Annotated in this window: 16 protein-coding genes; 7 read left to right on the top strand and 9 right to left on the bottom strand. The window is 72.1% G+C overall.

Annotated elements, in window-relative coordinates; translation table 11 throughout:
- Window positions 1–38 precede the first annotated feature (38 nt).
- Entirely contained in the window at window positions 39–1,310 is a 1,272-nt protein-coding gene (locus OG251_RS13405; protein WP_326677389.1) for a DUF418 domain-containing protein, read from the top strand.
- A 59-nt stretch (window positions 1,311–1,369) separates the two neighbouring features.
- Here OG251_RS13405 and OG251_RS13400 read toward each other — a convergent pair whose 3' ends face one another.
- Both OG251_RS13400 and OG251_RS13395 read right to left on the bottom strand, forming a co-directional pair.
- Window positions 1,370–4,390 (bottom strand): acyltransferase family protein, encoded by a 3,021-nt coding sequence (locus tag OG251_RS13400; RefSeq protein ID WP_326677388.1) that lies wholly within the window; start codon window positions 4,388–4,390, stop codon window positions 1,370–1,372.
- A 24-nt stretch (window positions 4,391–4,414) separates the two neighbouring features.
- Window positions 4,415–6,178, bottom strand: a complete 1,764-nt coding sequence (locus OG251_RS13395; RefSeq protein WP_326677387.1) for a glycosyltransferase family 2 protein — start codon at window positions 6,176–6,178, stop codon at window positions 4,415–4,417.
- Window positions 6,179–6,893: 715 nt separating this feature from the next.
- On the opposite strand from OG251_RS13395, the gene OG251_RS13390 reads away from it, so the two are divergent.
- The gene (locus OG251_RS13390; RefSeq protein WP_326677386.1) at window positions 6,894–7,673 is read left to right on the top strand and encodes a phosphatase; all 780 of its coding nucleotides are present in this window, start codon (window positions 6,894–6,896) and stop codon (window positions 7,671–7,673) included.
- 88 nt (window positions 7,674–7,761) lie between these two features.
- Here OG251_RS13390 and OG251_RS13385 read toward each other — a convergent pair whose 3' ends face one another.
- From OG251_RS13385 to OG251_RS13370, 4 genes are all read right to left on the bottom strand, one after another.
- On the bottom strand, window positions 7,762–8,859 hold the full coding sequence (locus OG251_RS13385; protein ID WP_326677385.1) for an LCP family protein: 1,098 nt from the start codon (window positions 8,857–8,859) through the stop codon (window positions 7,762–7,764).
- Between the two features lie 152 nt (window positions 8,860–9,011).
- Window positions 9,012–9,977: a cation diffusion facilitator family transporter gene (locus OG251_RS13380; protein WP_326677384.1), complete on the bottom strand. Its 966-nt coding sequence runs from the start codon at window positions 9,975–9,977 to the stop codon at window positions 9,012–9,014.
- A gap of 75 nt (window positions 9,978–10,052) precedes the next feature.
- On the bottom strand, window positions 10,053–10,928 hold the full coding sequence (locus tag OG251_RS13375; RefSeq protein WP_326677383.1) for an acyl-CoA thioesterase: 876 nt from the start codon (window positions 10,926–10,928) through the stop codon (window positions 10,053–10,055).
- Window positions 10,929–10,947: 19 nt separating this feature from the next.
- Window positions 10,948–12,105: an acyl-CoA dehydrogenase family protein gene (locus OG251_RS13370; protein WP_326677382.1), complete on the bottom strand. Its 1,158-nt coding sequence runs from the start codon at window positions 12,103–12,105 to the stop codon at window positions 10,948–10,950.
- A gap of 222 nt (window positions 12,106–12,327) precedes the next feature.
- Between OG251_RS13370 and OG251_RS13365 the strand changes: the two genes are divergently transcribed.
- Complete coding sequence (locus tag OG251_RS13365) at window positions 12,328–12,669, top strand: DUF5713 family protein (RefSeq protein ID WP_326677381.1); 342 nt, start codon at window positions 12,328–12,330, stop codon at window positions 12,667–12,669.
- Between the two features lie 61 nt (window positions 12,670–12,730).
- On the opposite strand, the gene OG251_RS13360 is transcribed toward OG251_RS13365, so the two are convergent.
- Window positions 12,731–13,021, bottom strand: a complete 291-nt coding sequence (locus tag OG251_RS13360) for a mycothiol transferase (protein ID WP_326677380.1) — start codon at window positions 13,019–13,021, stop codon at window positions 12,731–12,733.
- 111 nt (window positions 13,022–13,132) lie between these two features.
- On the opposite strand from OG251_RS13360, the gene OG251_RS13355 reads away from it, so the two are divergent.
- Window positions 13,133–14,077, top strand: a complete 945-nt coding sequence (locus OG251_RS13355; protein WP_326677379.1) for an MBL fold metallo-hydrolase — start codon at window positions 13,133–13,135, stop codon at window positions 14,075–14,077.
- Between the two features lie 74 nt (window positions 14,078–14,151).
- On the opposite strand, the gene OG251_RS13350 is transcribed toward OG251_RS13355, so the two are convergent.
- Window positions 14,152–15,654, bottom strand: a complete 1,503-nt coding sequence (locus OG251_RS13350) for a PucR family transcriptional regulator (RefSeq protein ID WP_326677378.1) — start codon at window positions 15,652–15,654, stop codon at window positions 14,152–14,154.
- Window positions 15,655–15,778: 124 nt separating this feature from the next.
- Here OG251_RS13350 and OG251_RS13345 point away from each other — a divergent pair, with 124 nt between their 5' ends.
- From OG251_RS13345 to OG251_RS13335, 3 genes are all read left to right on the top strand, one after another.
- Window positions 15,779–17,275 carry a sodium:solute symporter gene (locus tag OG251_RS13345; protein WP_326677377.1) on the top strand — a complete coding sequence of 499 codons (1,497 nt, stop codon included), beginning with the start codon at window positions 15,779–15,781 and terminating at the stop codon, window positions 17,273–17,275.
- 385 nt (window positions 17,276–17,660) lie between these two features.
- Window positions 17,661–18,647: an agmatinase gene (gene speB / locus OG251_RS13340; RefSeq protein ID WP_326677376.1), complete on the top strand. Its 987-nt coding sequence runs from the start codon at window positions 17,661–17,663 to the stop codon at window positions 18,645–18,647.
- A complete protein-coding gene (locus tag OG251_RS13335; RefSeq protein WP_326677375.1) occupies window positions 18,644–20,326 on the top strand; it encodes a thiamine pyrophosphate-binding protein in 1,683 nt (560 codons plus the stop codon). The genes speB and OG251_RS13335 overlap by 4 nt, the downstream gene beginning before the upstream one ends.
- 87 nt (window positions 20,327–20,413) lie before the next feature.
- On the opposite strand, the gene OG251_RS13330 is transcribed toward OG251_RS13335, so the two are convergent.
- On the bottom strand, window positions 20,414–20,779 hold the full coding sequence (locus tag OG251_RS13330; RefSeq protein ID WP_326677374.1) for a hypothetical protein: 366 nt from the start codon (window positions 20,777–20,779) through the stop codon (window positions 20,414–20,416).
- Window positions 20,780–20,889 lie beyond the last annotated feature (110 nt).

Below are 20,889 nucleotides of genomic sequence, written 5' to 3'. Positions count from 1 at the left end.
GAAGCCGCCCCTCCGGCCGGAGGGGCGGCACCACCACGATGTTCGAGGGACGCGTGTCGCACCACCATGAACCGCCCCGTTCCGCCGCCCCCGGGGCGGCCGCCGCGCCTCCGGGCATACCGACCGGGCCCCGGCGGCACCGGATCGTGGAGGTCGACGCCCTGCGCGGCTTCGCACTCGGCGGCATCTTCCTCGCCAACGTGCTGGTCATGGCCGGGATCGAGGGCCGGCGCGGTGGCGGCCCGCTCACCGGTGGCGTGGACTACGCCGCGCTGTGGCTGGTCACGATGTTCGTGCAGACCAAGTTCTACCTGCTGTTCTCGTTCCTCTTCGGCTACAGCTTCACGCTCCAGATGGACTCGGCCGCACGCGACGGGGCACGCTTCGCACCGCGGATGCTGCGCCGGCTCCTCGCCCTGTTCGTCCTCGGCCTCCTGCACGCCGCGCTGCTGTACACCGGTGACATCCTCACCGTCTACGCCCTGCTCGGCCTGATCCTCTTCGCCGCCCGCGGCGCCGCCCCGGCCCGGATGTGGCGAGCCGCCCTCCGGGTGTACGGAACCGTCGCCGCCCTCTATCTGTTCTTCGCGGCGGCCGTCACCCTGCTGGACCCGGCCGACGGCGGCGACGCCGCCGACCTCGCCGAGCGGACCGCCGAACTGACCGCCGCCTACCGGGGCGGCGCGGGTGACGTGATCCGCGCGAACATCGGAGCCTGGCCGGACATCCTGGCCGGGCTGTTCATGATGGGCGGCATGGTCGTCGCCGCCTTCCTGGCCGGATACGCGGCGGGCCGGCGCGACCTGCTCACCGGCATCGTCGGCCGCGCCGACCGGCTGCGCCGGATCCTCGTGGGCGGGCTTCTCGTGGGGCTGCCCGGCGGGGCGCTCATGGCGGCGGGCGCGGTCGGACCGCTCTCCGCCCGCTGGGAGATCCTGTTGTTCGTCGTCGGCATGATCACCGCCCCGGCGCTGAGCGCCGCCTACGCGAGCGGCCTGCTGCTCTGGTTCACCACACCGCGCGGCGCCGCCCTCGCCGCCCGGCTGGCCCCGGCGGGCCGCATGGCCCTGACCAACTACCTGACGCAGTCCCTCGTCATGGCCCTGGTCTTCACGGGCTACGGTGCCGCGCTGTACGGCCGGGTGGGCGCGGCCACCGCCCTGGGCGGGGCGCTGCTCTTCTACGGGTGCCAGCTCGTCGTCTCCGCGCACCTGATGCGGCGCCACCGGCTCGGCCCGGTGGAGTGGCTGCTGCGCGCGGCAACGTTGTGGGGCCGGCCCCGCCGAGGACCGGCCCCACCTCCCGCGTAACGCCTCCCGCGTAACGCCTCCCGCGTAACGCCTCCCGCGTAACGCCTCCCGCGTAACGCCTACCGGGCTGCGGCGGTCCCCTCCCGGGCCGAGACGGTGACGCGGTCGACCCGCATCGGGTGGCCGGGCTCGGTGGCGGGGCCCGGACTCGCCCCGTCGGCGAGCGGCAGCTTGCCGCCGACGGCCACGTTCAGGATCAGGAACACCCCGTGGTCCACCGCCCGCTTCCAGGTCGGGCCGTCCATCGCGGCGGCCGTCACCCGGTGGTACAGGCGCCCGTCCAGATACCAGCGCACCTGCTCCGCACCGGGGGAGAGGTCGACCTCGACGGCGTACGAGTGGAACGCCGTACGGCAACCGGGGCACGGCTGCGGCCCGGAGGTCAGGCCCACCGGCTCCTCGCAGGGGCCGCCCTCCATGACGCCGCAGTGCATGCTGCCGAACACGGTGTCCCGGCCGTTGACGGACTCCATGATGTCCAGCTCCCCGACGCCCGGCCAGCCCGTGTACCCGTCACGCAGCGGCGCCCCCAGGGTCCAGAAGGCCGGCCAGTAGCCCGCCGCCCCGGCCCCCGTGACGTCCGGCAGCGCGATCGACGCCTCGATCCGCAGCATCCCGCCGGGCGGCGGCGCGAAGTCGGAGCGCCGGGTCTCGATGCGGCCCGAACTCCACTCGCCCGCCTTCCTGGTGGGGACGATCTCCAGTGCGCCCTTCCCGTCGAGGCGGACGTTGTCCGTCGAGTCGGTCATCGTCTCGATCTCGCCCGTGCCCCACTGCGGCGCGGGGCAGCCCGGGTAGCAGGTGCCGAGGTCGTACTGCCAGTGCGCGGCGGACGGGCGGCTGCCCGCCGGGCCCTCGAAGTCGTCCCGCAACAGCTCGGTCCACCCGTCCGCCCCGGGCCTTCCGGGGGCGCTCGGTGCGGGCGTCACGGGTACACCGGGCGCGGGCAGCGCGCCGGATTCGCCGAGCAGCCGCTCCAGCCGGGGGGTCAGGACGACGGCCGCCACGTTGGTCAGATGGGCGTCGTCCCGGTAGAGCAGGACCCGGTCCCGTACGGCGGGGCAGACCGGACCGTCCCCCGGGCACAGGACGGGGTTCACGCTGATGCTCCGTACACCGGGCAGCGCTCCGGACGCGATCCGCCGGGCCAGCGGATCGGCCGGTACGGCGTCCTTCCGGGCGAACGCGCAGGCTCCGGGGTCCTCGGGGCGGCCGGAGACGCACGCGGGGATGTCCGTACCGGGTACGGGGGTGTCCTCGATGTAGACGATCGGAGCCCCGAGAGCGCGCAGGGGCTTCAGCGTCTCCTCCCAGCCGCGGGCGAGGAGCGCCGGGTCGGTGGTGTAGCGGTTGAGCGAGGCGATCACGATGAGCCTGGGTTTGGGCTGCTTCCGCAGCCGCTCCAGCGCGTCCGCCCGCCAGGTGTCGCACTCCCGGTAGACGCGGCCCAACTGCGGGCTGTCCACGGCCAGTCGGGGCAGCGGGCAACCCTGCTTCACCAACTCCTGGAGCGCCCAGCCGCGTTCGGACGCCAACGCGAGCATGGGTGAGAACCACTGCCCGGCGTGCGAGTCGCCGAGCAGCACGATCCGGTCCGGGCTGTCCGTCGCGCCGAACAGGCACGTGGGGCTGCGGGTCACGGCCGGCGCGACCTCGCACTCACCGTCCGGCGGGAAGTCCTTGCGCGCCTGCACGGGGTTGGGCACCACGGGCCCGTCCGCGAGCGGGGCACCGGCGCCCCGGTCCAGGAGCGAGGGCCCGGAGGCGGCACCCGGCGCGAGCCCCTGGAGGTCGACCGGGGTGGCCGGGCCCAGCAGCCGGAGCGTCGTGGTGCCGACCACCAGCGCCAGCACCACCGGCAGGATGATCGCCGAGATGCCCACCGCCAGTCCGCGCCGGGGGAGTTCGGAGACGGTCCGGCTGCGGCGCAGCGGCTGCTCCACCCAGCGCATGGTGGCCAGGGCGGGCAGCGCGGACGCCACCGTCAGGGCGGTCCGCTCGGGCCAGCCGAGCGCCCCGAACCGGGCCTCGGCCAGCACGAGGACGGGCCAGTGCCACAGATAGAGGTTGTAGGAGAGCCGCCCGATCGCTCGCGGCGCCCGCCCCGCCAGCAGCCGCCCGACCCCGTACGGCCCCTCCACGTACCGCTCGCCCCGGCCGGGAATCGCGGCCAGGATGACGGCCGCCGTGGCCAGCGTCGGTACGAGCGCGGCGTAACCGGGGTACGGGGTGCTCGCGTCGTACGACAGGACGCACCAGACGATCGCCGCGGCTCCGGCCCAGCCGCACAGCAGGCGCAGCGGACGCGGCCCGCGCATCAGGTGCCAGGGCAGCAGGGCGAGCAGCGCCCCGGCACCGAACTGCCAGACGCGCGAGGGCGTACCGAGGTACGCCAGCGATACGGAGGAGTCCGTCCAGTGCAGGGACAGGGCGAGCGACCCGAGGGCCAGCACGGCCGTGACCAGGGCCACGGTGCCGCGCACCGCCCGCCCCCGGCGGACCGCGCGGGCCGCGACGACGACGAGCACCGCGAGCAGCGGGGCCCAGAACAGATAGAACTGCTCCTCCACCGCGAGGGACCAGAAGTGCAGCAACGGGCTCTGGTCGTGCCCGGCGGCGAGGTAGTCGGTGCGCTGCGAGACGAACCGCCAGTTGGCGACGGACAGCGCCGCCGCCACGACGTCGTACTCCAGGTCGGTGCGCCGCAGCGGTACGGTCAGCCAGGCACCGGCCACCGCCACGGCGGCGAGCACCACGGCGGCCGAGGGCAGCAGCCGCCGGGCGCGGCGGGAGAAGAAGTCGCCGAGCCGGATGCGGCCGGTGGTGATGGCCTCCCGGACCAGCAGCCCGGTGATCAGGTAGCCGGAGATGACGAAGAAGATGTCCACCCCGACGAACCCGCCTTCCAGACCGGGTATCCCGGCGTGGAAGGCGAGGACCGCGACCACGGCCACCGCGCGCAGACCTTCGATGTCGGGCCGGAACGTGGACCGGTGCGGACTCGGCCCGGATTCGCCGCCGGAGCCGGTCACGGGCGCGGCGGCCCCCCGGCGTCGGCGCGGGGTCACGAGGAAGGGCATGAGAATGGTGCCTTTCACTTCAGCTCAACTCAGCCAGGGGAGCATCGGGTTGACGAGCCCGGAGGCGAGCAGGCCGGTCAGCAGGAGGACGGCGGAGGCGGCCAGGGTCTCGGGCCAGCGCCGGGGCAGCATGCGGGTCCGGGCACGGAGGCCGGTGACCAGGCCCGCGACCGGATTCGGGACGGGCCCGGTGCGGCCGGCGGGCCGAAGGGCGCCTGGGGCCTTCGCGGTTGCCCCGGTGCGGGACTTCGCCCTCGCGGGCTTCTTCGGGCGCAGTTCGGCCAGCAGGTCGCGGATCAGCGGCACGTTGATCTGGCACTGCACCAGGAGGTAGAGGAGCAGCCCCCAGTTGGGCTCCCAGCCGTTACGGGCGACGGCCAGCGCGAGCCCCGCGGCGGCGGCCCCGTTGGACACGACGAGCCAGACCAGCGAGACGCCCACCACCCGCCGGGCCATCCCCCCGGAGGCCCCGGTGCCACGCGCGCCGGTGGGCACCCAGGCGGCACTGCGGCCCCGCAGGGTGTGCACGAACGCGGTCGCGGCGGCCACGCTCGTCAGGACGTTGGCGCGGATCACCTCCACCCGCCAGCGGGTACGGCTGACGCGCGGCAGCAGCACATGCCAGAGCCAGAGCGGTGCGAGGAGCGGCAGCACGTGCCAGGGGCGGATGTGGTCCGGGAACAGGAACATCATCACCAGCGGCGGCAGCGGCGCCGCGAAGGTGTTCACCGCCGTGGCCAGGTATCCGACGATGCCTTCGTAGAAGCACAGCCGCATCCGCCAGGGCGCCCGCATCCGCCGCAGCACGGGCGTCCCGAGCAGATGGAGATTGCCCATGGCCCAGCGGTACTGCTGGTTGACGAAGGCGGTGAGGTGGTCGGGGGAGGTGCCCTTGGCCACCAGTACCGGCACGTACTGGGTGCGGAACCCCTGTTCGTACAGGGCGAGTCCGGTGTACAGGTCCTCGCTGTGGTCGAGCCGGGCGAAGCCGCCCGCCAGGTCGATCGCGCTGCGCCGGTAGACGGCGTTGCTGCCGCAGCAGATGGCGGCGTCGCTCGCGTCGCGCGAGGGCTGGATCCAGCGGAAGAACCACTCCTGCGCCGACCCGGCGGCGCGCTGGATCCAGTCCATGCCCTCGTCGGTGTCGAAGCACTGCGGGCTCTGCACGATGCCGACGCCGGGGTCGGCCAGGTACGGCACGAGGTGGCGCAGGAAGTCCGGGCGGGGCGCGAAGTCGGCGTCCAGGATCGCGATGAACTCGGAACTGCTCAGGGTGAGCGCGTGGTTGAGGTTGCCCGCCTTCTTCAGGTGCCCCCGGTCGGGCCGTACGACATAGGTGTAGCCGTGCTCGGCCGCCAGCGCGGCGACCTCGGGCCGGTCGGCGTCGTCCAGCACCCAGACGGTCAGCGCCCCCGGCCAGTCCACGGCGGCGACGGCACGGTAGGCGTTGGCCAGCACGGGCAGCGGTTCGCCGCAGGTCGGCAGGTAGAGATCGACGCCGGGCAGCTCGGCGGGCCGCCAGGCGTGCACGAGCACGTCGTGCGACTGCCGGGTCAGCCGGCGCTGACGCAGGCTGTTCAGCGAGGAGAGCAGCAGGGCCACGACGTTCAGCCCGAGAACCGCGAGGAACACCCACAGGGCGGGTGTCCGCAGCGCGAAGGTGAACATCGTCGCCGCCGTGAACACGAAGGCGAGCGAACTGCTGACCAGGACCCAACGCCGTTGTGGGCCGAAGTACCAGTAGAGCTCGTCGTCGGACGGTGGTTGCGGAAGATGACACACGCTCATAAAGCCCCCCACGGCTGCGTATGTGGCAGTTTCAGGTGGCCCACCCTAGTACCAAAGGTATAGACCACTTCTCCGGGAGGGCGGGAACTGGCGGAATCGGACACGGAATTGGCGTGACTCCGGTGGTCCAGACCTCTGTGTGGCTCCATTCGAGCGGCCGGGCCCGTCCGGACCGCGAAGGAGCAGGTCACACGGGGGTGAACAGTCCGGGAAGACTTCCGCCACGGGACACCGGGCCGCGGTATCCGGGACCGGGAAGCCGCCGGAGCCGGGGGCCGGAGGGCCGGGGAGCGACCGGAGCCCGGACCGGGAACCGCCCGGTCCGGCCTGGACCGCGACCGGCCGATGTCCGCGACCGGTAGACGCTCGCGACCGGCGGGCGTCCGCCGCCCCGGTGATCGTCCGATTCCGCCTGGACCGCGACCGGCCGACGTTCCGCCCGGCGCCGGACCAGGTGAGCGCCCGGCGCCGGACCCGGTGGGCGTCCGACGTTCCGCCCGGTGACCGGCCGCCCCGCCCGGCAGCCGGCCGACGTTCCGCCCGCCGACCGCCCGGTGACCGGTCCACCCCGCCCGGTGACTGCTCGGCGCCGGACCAGGCGACCGCCCGGCGCCGGACCCTGTGGGCGTCCGACGTTCCGCCCGGTGACCGGCCCGTCCTGCTCGGCGGGCAGGACACCCGGCGCGCGGCGCGCACCGGACGGCACAATGGGTCCATGCCGATACCCAGCCGCGCCGCCCTCGTCGACCACCTCGTCCGCACGCGTATCGCCGGGGATGTCGCCACGCCCCGCGACAACAACCTCTCCCACTACCGCAAGCTCGCCAACGGCGACCGCCACTACTGGCTGGGCCTGGAGCTCGGCGACCGCTGGTCCGACGAGCAGGACGTCCTCGCCGTCATGGCCGAGCGGTGCGGTGTCAACGACGACCCCGCGCACCGGCAGGGCCAGGACACCATCGACCCGGAGCTGACCGTCGACGGCCTGGAGCGGATGGCGGCCCGGCTGCGCAAGGCGGCCGCGGGCTCCGAGCGCGTCCTGTTCGCCACCGGCCACCCGGGCGGCCTGCTGGACGTGCACCGCCAGACGGCGGACGCGCTGCGCCGGGCGGGCTGCGAGATCGTCCGGATCCCGTCGGGGCTGATGGCGGACGAGGGCATGGTCTTCCAGTTCGCGGACGTCGCCGTGCTGGAGCGCGGGGCGACCCTGTGGCACACGCACTCCCCGGCCCCGATGGCGGCCATCCTGGACGCCACGGAGCAGCAGGGCCGGCCGCTGCCCGACCTGGTCGTCGCCGACCACGGCTGGGCGGGCTGCGCGGGGCAGCGCGGCCTCGACTCGATCGGTTACGCGGACTGCAACGACCCGGCGCTGTTCCTCGGCGAGTCCGAGGGCACCCTCCAGGTCACCGTCCCCCTGGACGACCACGTCACCGACCCGCGCTTCTACGACCCGATGACCGACTACCTCCTGGACGCGGCCGGACTGCTCTGAACCCGCGGGCGCGCCTGCGTACGTGTCCGGGCCCGCACACGCTGACCGATCCCGCTGAGGGCTGTCCCGTAGTCCCTGGCGGGACGGGTCAGCCGCAGCCGATGCGGGAGCCCTTCACGGGCACGAACTCGCCCTGGCGCGCCGTGGTGGGACCGGGCCGGGACGGGAGCGCGGACTTCGCCGAGGACAGGGGCCGGTCCTTCCGCATGGTCGCGAACACGGCGTCCGCCTTCGCCTCGTCCCACGCGAGCGTCGATCCGACACCTTCGATGTCGGCGTTGAAATCCCGGATGGGTACGGAGGCGAATTCGAGCGACGACAGCTTGATGTCGTGCATGTCCTTGGCCAGGGAAACCAGATCCGGCAGCGTGACGGACTTTTCCGTACGGGGCCCGGCGAGCAGCACATCGGCGAGTTTCGCGAGCCGGACCGGGTCGCGCATCGTTCCGTCGGCGCGGAGTTTTTTGATGAAGGCCACGACGAACCGCTGCTGCCGCTGGATACGGCCGAAGTCCGCGGAATTGTCGACCTTGCGGGCGCGGGCGTACTGAAGGGATTCGCCGCCCTTGAGCCGGTGCGTACCGGGGGAGAGGTCGAGCCCGGTCACCGGATCCCGCAGCGGGCGGGCGGTACAGATGTCTACCCCGCCGACGGTGTCGACGGTCTTCATGAAGCGGGAGAAGTCGACGCCGAGGAACCGGTCGATCTTCACCCCGGTCATTTCCTCGACCGTACGCATCGAGAGGTCCGCGCCGCCCTCCGCGTACGCTCCGTTGATCTTCGACGGGTGCCTCCCGTGCCGCTCGCCCGTGCGCCGGTCCTCGTGCGGGGAGAGCTGGGCGAGGGAGTCGCGCGGGATGCTGACGAGACCGGCCCTTTTCCGGTTCGCCGAGATATGGATCAGCATCATGGTGTCCGTGCAGTCGCAGGCGACACCGCCCAGGCGGAATTTCTCCTTTTCCTGCCGTGTGATCGTGTCCCGGCCGTCCGTTCCGACCAGCAGGATATTCATGCCGTGCCCCTGGGCGCGGGCACTGCCGGACCGCGGAAGCGCGTCGCCCGTCCGCATGATGCCCAGAACGAGCAGGGGAGTGAGTGCGGCGGCGGCCAGTGGGACGGGGCGGACCATGCGCCGTTTCGGTCCGGCGGGCGGAAAGGACGGTGTCGGCCGAGGGAATTGGGTCATGGGCGTCGCTCTCCCCGAAAAGTATTCCTGAAGGCTTACATTTTCGGAGAACCGTATGATTTCGCGGACGCGCCCGTGCCGCGCCGCGGGCCGAATCGCCCGTGATGCATGCGATTGGACGCGGTCATCCGCATGCGGTTGCCCGGACGAGGTCACCCGGACGCGCGTGCCGCGCGGGCCCGGCGCTGTTCGGGCCCCGGCGTCGGATCGAGATAGACGCGGCGGATGGACGGAAAGCGTTCCCGCAACTGCGCCTCCGCCTCCTCGCAGGCCCACTCGACCTGCTCGGCGCTGGCCATGTCCCGGAAGTCGATCTTCGCGGCGATCAGGATCTCGGTCGGCCCCTGGATGAGCGTGGTCAGCTCCAGTACGTCCACGATGTGCGGGACCGACAGCAGCTCCTCGCGCACCCCCGCCCGCATCGCCTCCGGCAGCGGGCGGCCGATCAGCAGCTGGGCGTTGGACCGGCCGAGCACCCAGGCCACGTACACGAGCAGCGCGCCGATCAGGATCGAGGCGATGCCGTCCCACACCCCGGAGCCGGAGAGCTGCCCGCCGAGCAGCCCGCCCGCGGCCAGCAGCAGCCCGACCAGGGCCGCCGAGTCCTCCATGACGACGGCCTTGACCGCGGTGTCCGGGGTGTGGCGGAGGTAGTACGTGTCCGGAACGCTCAGCTTCGACGCCTCGCGCCGCACCTGTCCGACGCCCGTGCGCAGTGAGTAGCCCTCCAGCAGGAAGGCCACACCGAGCACGATGTACGAGATGAGCGGATCGCCCAGCTCCTCGCCCTCGACGAGTGTGTGGACGCCGTCGTAGACGGAGAAGACGGCGCCGCCGACGAACGTCGCGATGGAGGCGAGCATCGCCCAGATGTACCGCTCGGGGCCGTAGCCGAGGGGATGGTCCTCGTCGGCGGGCTTCTCGCTCCGCTTGAGCGCGGTGAGGAGCATGACCTCGGTGACGGTGTCGGCGACCGAGTGCGCGGCCTCGGACAGCATCGCGCTCGATCCGCTGATCAGCCCCGCGACGGCCTTCGCCACGGCGATGCCGAGATTGGCGACCGCCGCGACGATGACGGTGAACGTGGACTCCCCGCCACCGGAATTCTCGTCACTCATGGTGGGGAGTATGTCCGAATCGGCGGACCGCGGCCTGTTCAGTCCCGGAACACCCGGACCTGGACCGCGGCCTGTTCAGGCCCGGGGGACCCGCACCACGCCCTCCTGGATGACGGTGATCGCCAGCTGCCTGTCCTGTGTGTAGATGCGGGCCTGGCCGAGGCCGCGCCCGCCGGACGCCGAGGGCGACTCCTGGTCGTACAGCAGCCACTCGTCGGCCCGGAAGGGCCGGTGGAACCACATCGCGTGGTCCAGGCTGGCGCCCACCACGTCCCCGACCGCCCAGCCGCCGCGCCCGTGGGCGAGCAGCACCGAGTCGAGCAGCGTCATGTCGGAGACGTACGTGGCCATGCAGACGTGCAGCAGCGGGTCGTCCGCGAGCTTGCCGTTCGTCCTGAACCACACCTGGGAGCGGGGCTCGCGCGGCTCGCCGACGGTGCCGAACGGCGGGGCGTCCACGTACCGCAGGTCGACGGCGGCGCGCGCCTCGATCAGCCGGTCCACGACACCCGGATCGCTGAACCGGTCCGCGTACCGGGGCAGCATCCGGGCGGCCGTGGGCAGCGTCTCCGGATCCGGGGCGGCCGGCATGTCCGCCTGGTGCTCCAGCCCGTCCTCGTACGTCTGGAAGGACGCCGAGAGATGGAAGATCGGCTGCCCGTGCTGGACGGCGACGACCCGGCGCGTGGTGAAGGACTTCCCGTCGCGGATCCGGTCGACGCTGTAGACGATCGGCGCGCCCGGGTCCCCGGCACGCAGGAAGTACGCGTGCAGGGAGTGGGCCCCCCGGTCGGCCGGGACGGTGCGGCCCGCGGCGACCAGCGCCTGGGCCGCGACCTGGCCGCCGAAGACACGGGGCACGACCGCGCTGCGGCTCAGGCCCCGGAAGATGTCCCGCTCGATCTGCTCCAGGTCGAGCAGATCGAGCAGGGAGTCCAGTGGTGCGCTCATGAAGGGAACGTAGCCGCTCTTACAGACCCATGGACTTGGCGATGATCGACTTCATGACCTCGCTGGTGCCGCCGTAGATGCGGTTGACCCGGTTGTCCGCGTACAGGCGGGCGATCGGGTACTCGTTCATGAAGCCGTAGCCGCCGTGCAGCTGGAGGCAGCGGTCGATCACCCGGTGCGCGACCTCGGTGCAGAACAGCTTCGCGGACGCGGCCTCGGCCGCCGTCAGCTCTCCGGCGTCCAGGGCCTCCAGCGCGCGGTCGGCGACGGCCTGTGCCGCGTCCACCTCGGCCTGGCAGGCGGCGAGCTCGAACTTGGTGTTCTGGAACGAGGCGACCGTCTTGCCGAAGACGGTGCGCTCCTGCACGTACTGCTTGGCGAAGCCGACGGCAGCCGCGGCCTGCGCGTACGCGCCGAAGGCGATGCCCCAGCGCTCGGAGGCCAGGTTGGTGCCGAGGTAGCCGAAGCCCTTGTTCTCCTCGCCGAGCAGGTCCTCGACCGGAACCTTGACATCGACGAACGCCAGCTCGGCGGTGTCGGACGTGCGCAGGCCGAGCTTGTCGAGCTTGCGGCCGATCGAGTAGCCCGCGGACTTGGTGTCGACGGCGAAGAGGGAGATGCCGAAGCGGCGGTCGTCCTCGCGCGGGGCGGAGGTGCGGGCGCAGACGATCACACGGTCGGCGTGCACGCCACCGGTGATGAAGGTCTTCGAGCCGTTGAGGACGTAGTGCTTGCCGTCCTCGGAGAGCTTCGCGGTGGTCTTCATGCCCGCGACGTCGGAGCCGGTGCCCGGCTCGGTCATCGCGAGGGCCCACATCTCCTCGCCGGTGGTGAACTTCGGCAGCCAGCGCTTCTTCTGCTCGCCGGTGGCGAGCATCTTGATGTAGGGCAGGCCGAGCAGCGTGTGCACGCCCGAGCCGCCGAAGGAGACACCCACGCGGGCGGTCTCCTCGTAAATGACGGCCTCGTACTTGTGCGAGTCGATGCCCGCGCCGCCGTACTCCTCGTCGACCTCGATACCGAAGACACCCAGCTCACCGAGCTTGTGGTAGAACTCGCGCGGCACCTGGCCGGCGGCGAACCACTCGTCGTAGACGGGCACGACCTCGGCCGCGATGAAGGCGCGGATGGTCTCCCGGAACGCCTCGTGGTCCTCGTTGAATACCGTACGGCGCACGGGTGCCTCCTTGGTGGCTGTCAGCTTCGGCTTCGTCAGCATGGCTAAGCGCTTGCTCAGCCACCTATTGAAGTTACCCGGCAGTCACGGGGCCTGTCCAGGGTGATGCTCGGCACGCACGCACCCCGGACCCGGCGTTGTCAGTGGTGTGGTGCAGGATCGGGGCGTCGGATCTTCGGGCCTTCGGTCTTGGGGCCTTCGAGCGAGCAAGGGGGGATCGCCGTGGCGATCACGAACGAGCAGGTGGCGGCGCACACATTCCTGCTCCCGCTGTACGAGGACGACTACTACCCGGACCATGTGCTCGACAAGGGCAAGGCGGTCCTGCTGCACCTCTGCGAGCGGATCGAGACCGAACACCCCGCGGACCTGACGGCGCTGTACGCGCTGACCGAGGTGGCGACCGAGGCGTTCAACGACCTGGAGGCGGAGTTCGAAGCGGCGGGCAGCGACATCGAGACGGTCGCCCGCGAGGAGATAGGCGAGGCGTTCTGGTTCATCGCGATGGCGTACGGCTTCGAGGACGCGGACGGGGAAGAGCTGATCTCCGCCCGGGAATGGTGACACCTGCGCACCACATGGACGACGCGCAGGGGCGGACGCGCCACGAGGTACTGCGACGCGATCACCGTTGAGCGGTGGTGCCGGCCCCGTCCAGCGCTTCCCGGCCGATGTCCGCGTGCCCGGCGTGCTGGGCCGTCTCCCTGATCGGGTGCGGCGGAGTCCGGCGCGCCGGCCGGCGGACCGTCTCCGGCGGGGACCCGGGAGTCCTGGGCAGGGGCACGCTCCTGTCCAGGTCCGGCCGAGCCCTCACGGCCCCTTCGACCGCCCGTGTCGCGTCCGCGTACAGCTCCAGCAGTCCCGGGAGCGTTTCGTGAAAATTTGGGGCTTTTCGGTATTTCCCGCGCTCGCCCACAGAGCGGGCTCCTTTGGGAAGCACAAGCACCGGTCCCTCTTCCTCTTTTCCTTCGGAGCGGGATACCCCTTGAGGAGACGTACAGCCTGCGCGATCCAGGACGGAGCCACCATGAACGACGATCTGTTACCCGAATCAACGGGAGACCGGGGTGCGGCCACCGAAGCGGAAGAGCCGAGCGCGGGGGACGGCGGCTGGTATGTCGACACCCGCTGTACGAACTGCGATGTCGCGCGTCAGCTGGCCCCTGAACTGATACGCGAGACCGCCGGCCGCTCCGAGATGATCCGACAGCCGCGGAACGGGGCGGAGGCACGGCAGTTGCACGCTGCCGTGTTCGCCTGTCCCGTCCGGTCGATCCGTCACTCCGGCCGTCGACTCGACGATGCGCTGGATCCCTTCCCCCTGGCCCTGGACGACGCTGTTCACCTGTGCGGGCACAACTCCACTCGCACGGCCGGAGCCAACTCCTACCTGCTGCGCCGGCCGTCCGGCACCCTGATGATGATCGATACACCCCGCTGGAGCGGCACGCTGGCTGCGCGGTACGAGGAACTGGGTTCCGTCACCGACGTCCTGCTCACCCATCGCGACCACGCCGCGCACGGCCGCCGCTACGCCGACCGCTTCGGCGCCCGGCTGTGGATTCACGAGGACGATCTCGACGCCGCACCCGACGCCGACCATGTCCTGCGCGGCACGGATCCGGCCGAGATCGGTGAGGGCGTGACAGCTCACCCGCTCCCGGGTCACACCCGGGGCAGCGTGCTCTACATCGCCGACGAGCGGTACTGCTTCAGCGGAGACAGCCTGTACTGGTCGCGTACGACGGCCGATCTGGAGGTGGCCGAGAGCGTCACCTGGTACTCCATCGAGGAGCTGGGCGCTTCCTTGGCGCGTACCACCGACCGGCTGCACTTCGAGTGGCTCCTGCCGGGCCACGGCGACCGCAAGCGGCTCCCCGCCCGGGAGATGGCCAGGCGAATGAAGCAGCTGACGGCCCGAGTCCAGACGCTCCGGCCCAGGCCCATCGATTTCACCGCTATGCGCTACTGACGGGTTCGTCGGTCGGTCAGGGTTGCCGCAGCCAGTGAGTTCGCCGTACGTCCTCGCTGTCCCGCGCCCCGGTCTCACGTTCGCCGCAGTGCGAACCACAACTCCGTGCGTACGTCCATGTCGTCCAGGTCCATGGCCAGCAACTCCGCGCACCGCCCGATGCGTTGGCGGACGGTGTTGCGGTGGACGGACAGGGCCACCGCCGTGCGGTCCCAGCTGCCGTGCAGGGACAGCCAGCAGCGCAGGGTGTCGGCCAGTGGCGGGGTGAGCGGGGCGAGGAGGGTGCGGGCGTGGGCGGCGGCCCGGTCCGGGGGGATCAGGGCGGCGAGGCCCGGGGCGGGGGAGTGGACCTTCAGGGGGGTGCGGGTCGCCTCGGCGTGGCCCAGGGCGCGGGCCGCCCGGGTGTCGGCGGCGTCGAGGTCCGTGACGGGTACGGGGTCGGAGGCGCCCAGGGTCCAGCCCGGTTGCGGGGTGAGCGGGGCGGGGGTGGTGAGCAGGACCCGTACCGCGTCGCGGCCCTTCCCCGCGTCGACCAGGGCCGAGCCGAGGGACGCGCCCAGGGCTCCGGCGGTGAGCGGGTCGGCGGTGGCGCCGTCGCCGCGGCGGGCGTGCACCACGGTCCATGGGCCCTCGCCGCCCAGGAGCGGGGTCACGTCCCGCGGGCTCGCGCCCAGCAGCATCCGTACGAGCGCCGCCGAACGGCCCGCCGCGTCGGCGCCCTGGTGCGGGGCGGCCAGCAGGGACAGCAGGACGACCGCGATGCCGGCCACCGTCCGGTCGCCCGCCTCGCGCTGCCGGGACGCGAGGGTGAGGACCAGCCCCTGACCGCCCCCGAGCGCGTACGCCGACAGCTGGGCGTCGCCGCACGTGTCCGTCGCGGAGGTGGGAGCCGGGGAGAGGGGGACGGGAGGGTGAGGGGATGCGGACGGGGATGAGGAGGGGAGGGGTGCCGGTCCGGCCGGGGCGACCACCCCGGCCAGCCGCGCCAGTGCCTCCCGTACCTCCGGGGCCGGGCGGCGGCCCGCCGTGTGCAGGACCTCGCCCTCCGCCGTCAGCAGCGCGGCCCCGCCCGCGAGCTGGGCGGCCAGCTGATGCAGCACCGCGGGCACCGGGTCGGGGCGGGCCGCCGCCGTCGCCAGCGCCTGCTGGGCGCGGGTCACCCGGCGCAGCTCGCGATGCCTCGCCTCGGCCATCAGGCGCCACACCGCCCGCGCGATCGCGGTGAACGGGGTGTCCGGCGGCACCTCCAGCAGCGGCAGACCGTGCCGGTCGCACGCCTCGACCAACGCCTGCGGCACCGTCTCGTGCACCGGCCGCACCCCGAAGCCCAGCGCCGCGGCCCCCGCCTCCACCAGCCGGGCGACATAGCGCTCCGGGTCCGTGAGCAGCACCCCGGCACTCAGCAGCAGCTCACCGCCGAGCAGATACGGGTACGGGTCGGCCATCTCCGAGGTGTGCACCCACAGCAGGTCCGCGTGGTCCGGGCCCGCGATCCGGCGCAGCCCCAGCTCCTCCCTGGCGAGCAGCTCCGTCAGGGGGATGGGCGGGGTGGGCGGCCCGGCGGGGAAATCCGGCATGGACGGTCCATCCAGTCAGCGCGTCAAGAATGGATGAAACGTACACTTCAGCGCCGCTTCCCGGCCACCTACCGTCTTCACCACGCACGAACCCGAACCCGCTGAACGAGACGGAGGGAAGCCCATGGCTGTCGACTACGCCGTGATCGTCGTCTACCTGGCCGGCATGCTCGCCATGGGCTGGTGGGGCATGCGCCGCGCCAAGTCCAAGAGCGAGTTCCTGGTCGCGGGCCGCCGCCTCGGCCCCTGGATGTACTCCGGCACCATGGCCGCCATCGTCCTCGGCGGCGCCTCCACCATCGGGGGCGTCGGTCTCGGCTACCAGTACGGGCTCTCCGGCGCCTGGATGGTCTTCACCATCGGCCTCGGCCTGCTCGCGCTGTCCGTCTTCTTCTCCGCGCGGATCGCCCGGCTGAAGGTCTACACCGTCTCCGAGATGCTCGACCTGCGCTACGGCGGCCGGGCCGGCCTGATCTCGGGCATCGTCATGTGGGCCTACACGCTGATGCTCGCCGTCACCTCGACCATCGCGTACGCCACCATCTTCGACGTCCTCTTCGACATGAACCGGACCGTCGCGATCGTCCTGGGCGGTGCCATCGTCGTCGCGTACTCGACGCTCGGCGGTATGTGGTCGATCACGCTCACGGACATGGTGCAGTTCGTCGTGAAGACCATCGGGGTGCTGCTGCTCCTGCTGCCCATCGCGGTCGTCAAGGCCGGTGGCTTCAGCGAGATGAAGGCACAGCTGCCCACCGAGTACTTCGACCCGCTGGGCATCGGCGGCGAGACGATCTTCACCTATGTGCTGATCTACACCTTCGGCATGCTGATCGGCCAGGACATCTGGCAGCGGGTGTTCACCGCGCGCAGCGACCGGACGGCGCGCTGGGGCGGGACGGTCGCCGGTACGTACTGTCTGGTCTACGCGATAGCCGGAGCCGTCATCGGCACCGCGGCCAAGGTGATGTACCCGAAGCTGCCGAGCGCGGACGCCGCGTTCGCGACCATCGTCAAGGACGAGCTGCCGGTGGGGGTGCGCGGGCTGGTGCTCGCCGCGGCACTCGCCGCCGTGATGTCGACGTCCTCCGGTGCGCTGATCGCCTGCGCCACCGTCGCCAACAACGACATCTGGTCGCGGCTGCGGGGAGCGGTGGCCGGAAGCGGAAGTGGAAGTGGAAGCGGGGGCGGAGATGCCGAGGAGCGGGACGAGGTCCGGGGCAACCGGGTGTTCGTCCTGATCATGGGCATCGCCGTCATCCTCATCGCCATCGCGCTGAACAACGTCGTCGAGGCCCTGACCGTCGCGTACAACCTGCTGGTCGGCGGGCTGCTGGTACCGATCCTGGGCGGCCTGCTGTGGCGTCGCGGTACGGCGGCCGGGGCGCTGGCGGCGGTGTCGGTGGGCGGTGTCGCGGTGATCGGGCTGATGGCGGGATACGGAATCCTCGCGAACGAGCCGGTCTTCTACGGGTTGTCGGCCTCGCTCGCGGTGTACGTGATCGTCTCGCTGGCGACGAAGCCTACGGATCCGGCGGTGCTGAGTGCGTGGCGGGAGCGGGTGGCGGGGCGGGGGATCGCTGAGCCGGACGCCCCGGCGCGCGAACCGGCCACCACGTAGGACCTGGCCCCGAGCGCCGGACGGGCTCGACGAGCGTCCTCAATCGCCGGACGGGCTCAAACGATGTCCTCAATCGCCGGACAGGCTCCAAAGACGTCCTCAATCGCCGGACGGGCTTGATCTGCCCCCCCCGGGCTTGATTTGCCCCTGCGCTTGATCTGCCCTGAATATTCCAGCCCGTCCGGCGTTTGAGGACGGAACCGGTTCGGTGGGGGGCGTTGCCTCTGTGGCGTCGGGGGCGTCATGATCCAGCCCGTCCGGCGATTGAGGACAGGACGCGGCTGCCGGACGACCCCGGCCCCCCGGCACCCTCCGCACCCCGCACACTGAATAACGTACTAACGCCCACAAAGCGCGCACCCCCCGAAGGAAAGGCACTCCACCCATGAGCAGCAACGAATCGCCGCGCGGCCCCGTCGACTCCTCCCGCGTCCCGCGGTACGCCGGGCCCGCGACGTTCGCCCGGCTGCCCCGGCTCGACGAGGTCGGCACCGCCGATGTCGCCGTCGTCGGCGTGCCCTTCGACAGCGGGGTCTCCTACCGGCCCGGCGCCCGCTTCGGCGGCAACGCGATCCGTGAGGCGTCCCGGCTCCTGCGTCCGTACAACCCGGCGCAGGACGCCTCGCCGTTCGCCCTCGCGCAGGTCGCCGACGCCGGTGACATCGCCGCCAACCCGTTCAACATCAACGAGGCCGTCGAGACGGTCGAGGCCGCCGCCGACGATCTGCTCGGCACCGGGGCCCGGCTCATGACGCTCGGCGGCGACCACACCATCGCGCTGCCCCTCCTGCGGTCCGTCGCCAAGAAGCACGGCCCCGTCGCGCTGCTCCACTTCGACGCCCACCTGGACACCTGGGACACCTACTTCGGCGCCGAGTACACCCATGGCACCCCGTTCCGGCGGGCCGTCGAGGAGGGCATCCTCGACACCTCGGCCCTCTCCCACGTCGGCACCCGCGGACCGCTGTACGGCAAGCAGGACCTGACCGACGACGAGAAGATGGGCTTCGGCATCGTCACCTCCGCCGACGTCATGCGGCGCGGCGTCGACGAGATCGCCGACCAGCTCCGGCAGCGGATCGGGGACCGGCCGCTGTACATCTCCATCGACATCGACGTCCTGGACCCGGCGCACGCCCCCGGCACCGGAACCCCCGAGGCCGGTGGCCTCACCTCCCGCGAGCTGCTGGAGATCCTGCGCGGCCTCGCCTCCTGCCACCTGGTCTCCGCCGACCTGGTCGAGGTCGCGCCCGCGTACGACCACGCCGAGATCACCTCCGTCGCCGCCTCCCACACGGCGTACGAGCTGACCACGATCATGTCCCGCCAGATCGCGGCGGCCAGGACGGCGGACGGGGCCGAAGCCAAGTGAGCCACGACCACGACGACCGGCCCCGGCTCACGCCCGCCCAGGCCGAGGCCGCTCTGAACCCCCCGCCGGGACGCAACGGGGGCGACCTGGTCGTCGAGTCCCTCCAGGGCCTCGGTGCGACCACCGTCTTCGGGCTGCCCGGCCAGCACGCGCTCGGCATGTTCGACGCGCTGCGCCGCTCCTCCCTCTCGTACGTCGGCCTGCGCGTCGAGAACAACGCGGGCTTCGCCGCCGACGCCTACGGCCGGATCACCGGGGAAGTGGCGCCCCTGCTGCTCTCCACCGGCCCCGGCGCGCTCACCTCCCTCGCCGCGCTCCAGGAGGCGGCCGCCGCGTCCGCCCCGGTGCTCGCGATCTCCAGCCAGGTCCCGACGGCGGGTCTGGGCGGGGGCCGGCACGGCTATCTGCACGAACTCCGCGATCAGCGGGCGTCGTTCCGCGACATCGTGAAGTCCGTGCACACCGTGCGTACGGCGTCGCAGATCCCGTCCGCGATCGCCGCCGCCTGGGAGTCCGCGCTGACCGCCCCGCACGGCCCGGTCTGGGTGGAGATCCCGCAGGACGTGCTGCTGGCCGAGACCGTGCTGCCGGTCGTCAGCGCGATGGACGCCACCCCGCGCGAGCTGTACCCGCGCCCTGAACTGACCGTGGCCGCCGCCCACCTGCTGTCGAACGCCGAGCGCCCGGCGATCATCGCGGGCGGCGGAGTCGTACGTTCCGACGCGACCGGCAAGCTGCGCGCGCTCGCGGAGCGGATCAACGCCCCGGTCGTCACCACGTTCGGCGGCAAGGGCGCGTTCCCGTGGGAGCACCCGCTCTCGCTCCGGTCCTGGCTGGAGGACCGGCACACCACGGACTTCCTGGAGTCCGCCGATGTGCTGCTCGTCGTCGGCTCGGGCCTCGGCGAACTCTCCTCGAACTACCACACGTTCGCCCCGCGCGGCCGGATCATCCAGATCGAGGCCGACGCCGGGAAGCTGGAGTCCAACCATCCCGCGCTCGGCATCCACTCCGACGCCCGCGAGGCGCTCGCCGACCTCCTGGAGGCGGTCGACGCCCGTGCGGACGCCACCGCGCCCGAACGGGTCCGTGCGGTGCTGGAGAAGGTCCGGGACCGGATCGCCGGCCAGGACCTCACCCTGGAGCAGCAGGTCCTCGCCTCGGTCCGCGAGGCGCTGCCCGACACCGCGCCCAGCTTCTGGGACATGACGATCCTGGCCTACTGGGCCTGGTCCGCCTTCGACGCCCGCCACCCGAACACCATGCACTCGGCCCAGGGCGCGGGCGGCCTCGGCTACGGCTTCCCGGCGGCCATCGGCGCGGCGGCGGCCGACCCCACGCGGCCGGTGCTCGCGGTCTCCGGCGACGGCGGTGCGATGTACTCGATCGCCGAACTCGCCACCGCCCGCCAGTACGGCCTGCCCGTCACCTGGCTGATCGTCGACGACGGCGGCTACGGCATCCTGCGCGAGTACATGACGGGGGCCTTCGGCGAGGCCACGGCGACGGAACTGGCCCGGCCGGACTTCGTCGCGCTGGCCGAGTCCTTCGGCGTCCCCGCCGTCCGTACGACACCGGAATCACTGGCCGCGGACCTGGCGAAGGCCCTGGCCGCCCCCGGCCCGTCGGTCGTCGTGCTTCCGGCCCTGCTGAGGATGTTCGAGCCGACGCACCTGTAGCCGAACCGACCGGCCGTCGCGGGCCCGCCGTCCCCGCGGCGGGGAGAGCGGGCCCGCGACGGCACCGGGGGAGAGCGGGCCCGCACGTCACGCGTCCTGGAGCGCCTTCACGATCTCGGCCGTCTGCTCCTTCACGCCCTCCTGGAACCGCTCCTGCTTCTCGACGGACCGCAGATCCCCCGGCAGCTCGCGCCGCTCCGGAAGCAGGTCCGGGAGCATCCGGAAGACGACGGCCGCCGCCGCGCCCTTGTCCCGGTTCTTCGCGTCGAGCAGATACTTGCCGGCCCTCTCCAGGTGCTCGGTCAGATGCTTCCTGGGTTCCTTGGCGACCTGCTCCCTGAGGCCCGAGCTTCCCAACGAGTGATGCGTGCCCGTGCCGAGCTTCTGCAGCTCGGCGAGCGCGGCGTACAGCCGGCCGCAGCGGTACGCCTCCGTGAGTAGGTCGTTGGTCATGTGCGCAACCCGTCCTGGTTCGTCCGTCCCGTGCCGGCCCGTTCGCCTCCGGCCGTCCTCCACTACCCGCCCCGCACCGTTCCAGAACACCTCACGGAGCCGCGTACAAC

Origin of the sequence: Streptomyces sp. NBC_01237 (genome assembly GCF_035917275.1) — a bacterium.
Classification (GTDB): Bacteria; Actinomycetota; Actinomycetes; order Streptomycetales; family Streptomycetaceae; genus Streptomyces.
The sequence above is the reverse complement of the archived record's forward strand: the minus strand, read 5'-3'. Positions and strand labels throughout refer to the sequence as shown.

Coding starts and splice junctions, on each gene's coding strand:
- OG251_RS13380 (WP_326677384.1), bottom strand. CDS start 9,977: ATGAGTGACGAGAATTCCGGTGGCGGGGAGTCCACGTTCACCGTCATC.
- OG251_RS13345 (WP_326677377.1), top strand. CDS start 15,779: ATGGCTGTCGACTACGCCGTGATCGTCGTCTACCTGGCCGGCATGCTC.
- OG251_RS13400 (WP_326677388.1), bottom strand. CDS start 4,390: ATGCCCTTCCTCGTGACCCCGCGCCGACGCCGGGGGGCCGCCGCGCCC.
- OG251_RS13385 (WP_326677385.1), bottom strand. CDS start 8,859: ATGACCCAATTCCCTCGGCCGACACCGTCCTTTCCGCCCGCCGGACCG.
- OG251_RS13405 (WP_326677389.1), top strand. CDS start 39: ATGTTCGAGGGACGCGTGTCGCACCACCATGAACCGCCCCGTTCCGCC.
- OG251_RS13330 (WP_326677374.1), bottom strand. CDS start 20,779: ATGACCAACGACCTACTCACGGAGGCGTACCGCTGCGGCCGGCTGTAC.
- OG251_RS13355 (WP_326677379.1), top strand. CDS start 13,133: ATGAACGACGATCTGTTACCCGAATCAACGGGAGACCGGGGTGCGGCC.
- OG251_RS13350 (WP_326677378.1), bottom strand. CDS start 15,654: ATGCCGGATTTCCCCGCCGGGCCGCCCACCCCGCCCATCCCCCTGACG.
- OG251_RS13390 (WP_326677386.1), top strand. CDS start 6,894: ATGCCGATACCCAGCCGCGCCGCCCTCGTCGACCACCTCGTCCGCACG.
- speB (WP_326677376.1), top strand. CDS start 17,661: ATGAGCAGCAACGAATCGCCGCGCGGCCCCGTCGACTCCTCCCGCGTC.
- OG251_RS13395 (WP_326677387.1), bottom strand. CDS start 6,178: ATGAGCGTGTGTCATCTTCCGCAACCACCGTCCGACGACGAGCTCTAC.
- OG251_RS13375 (WP_326677383.1), bottom strand. CDS start 10,928: ATGAGCGCACCACTGGACTCCCTGCTCGATCTGCTCGACCTGGAGCAG.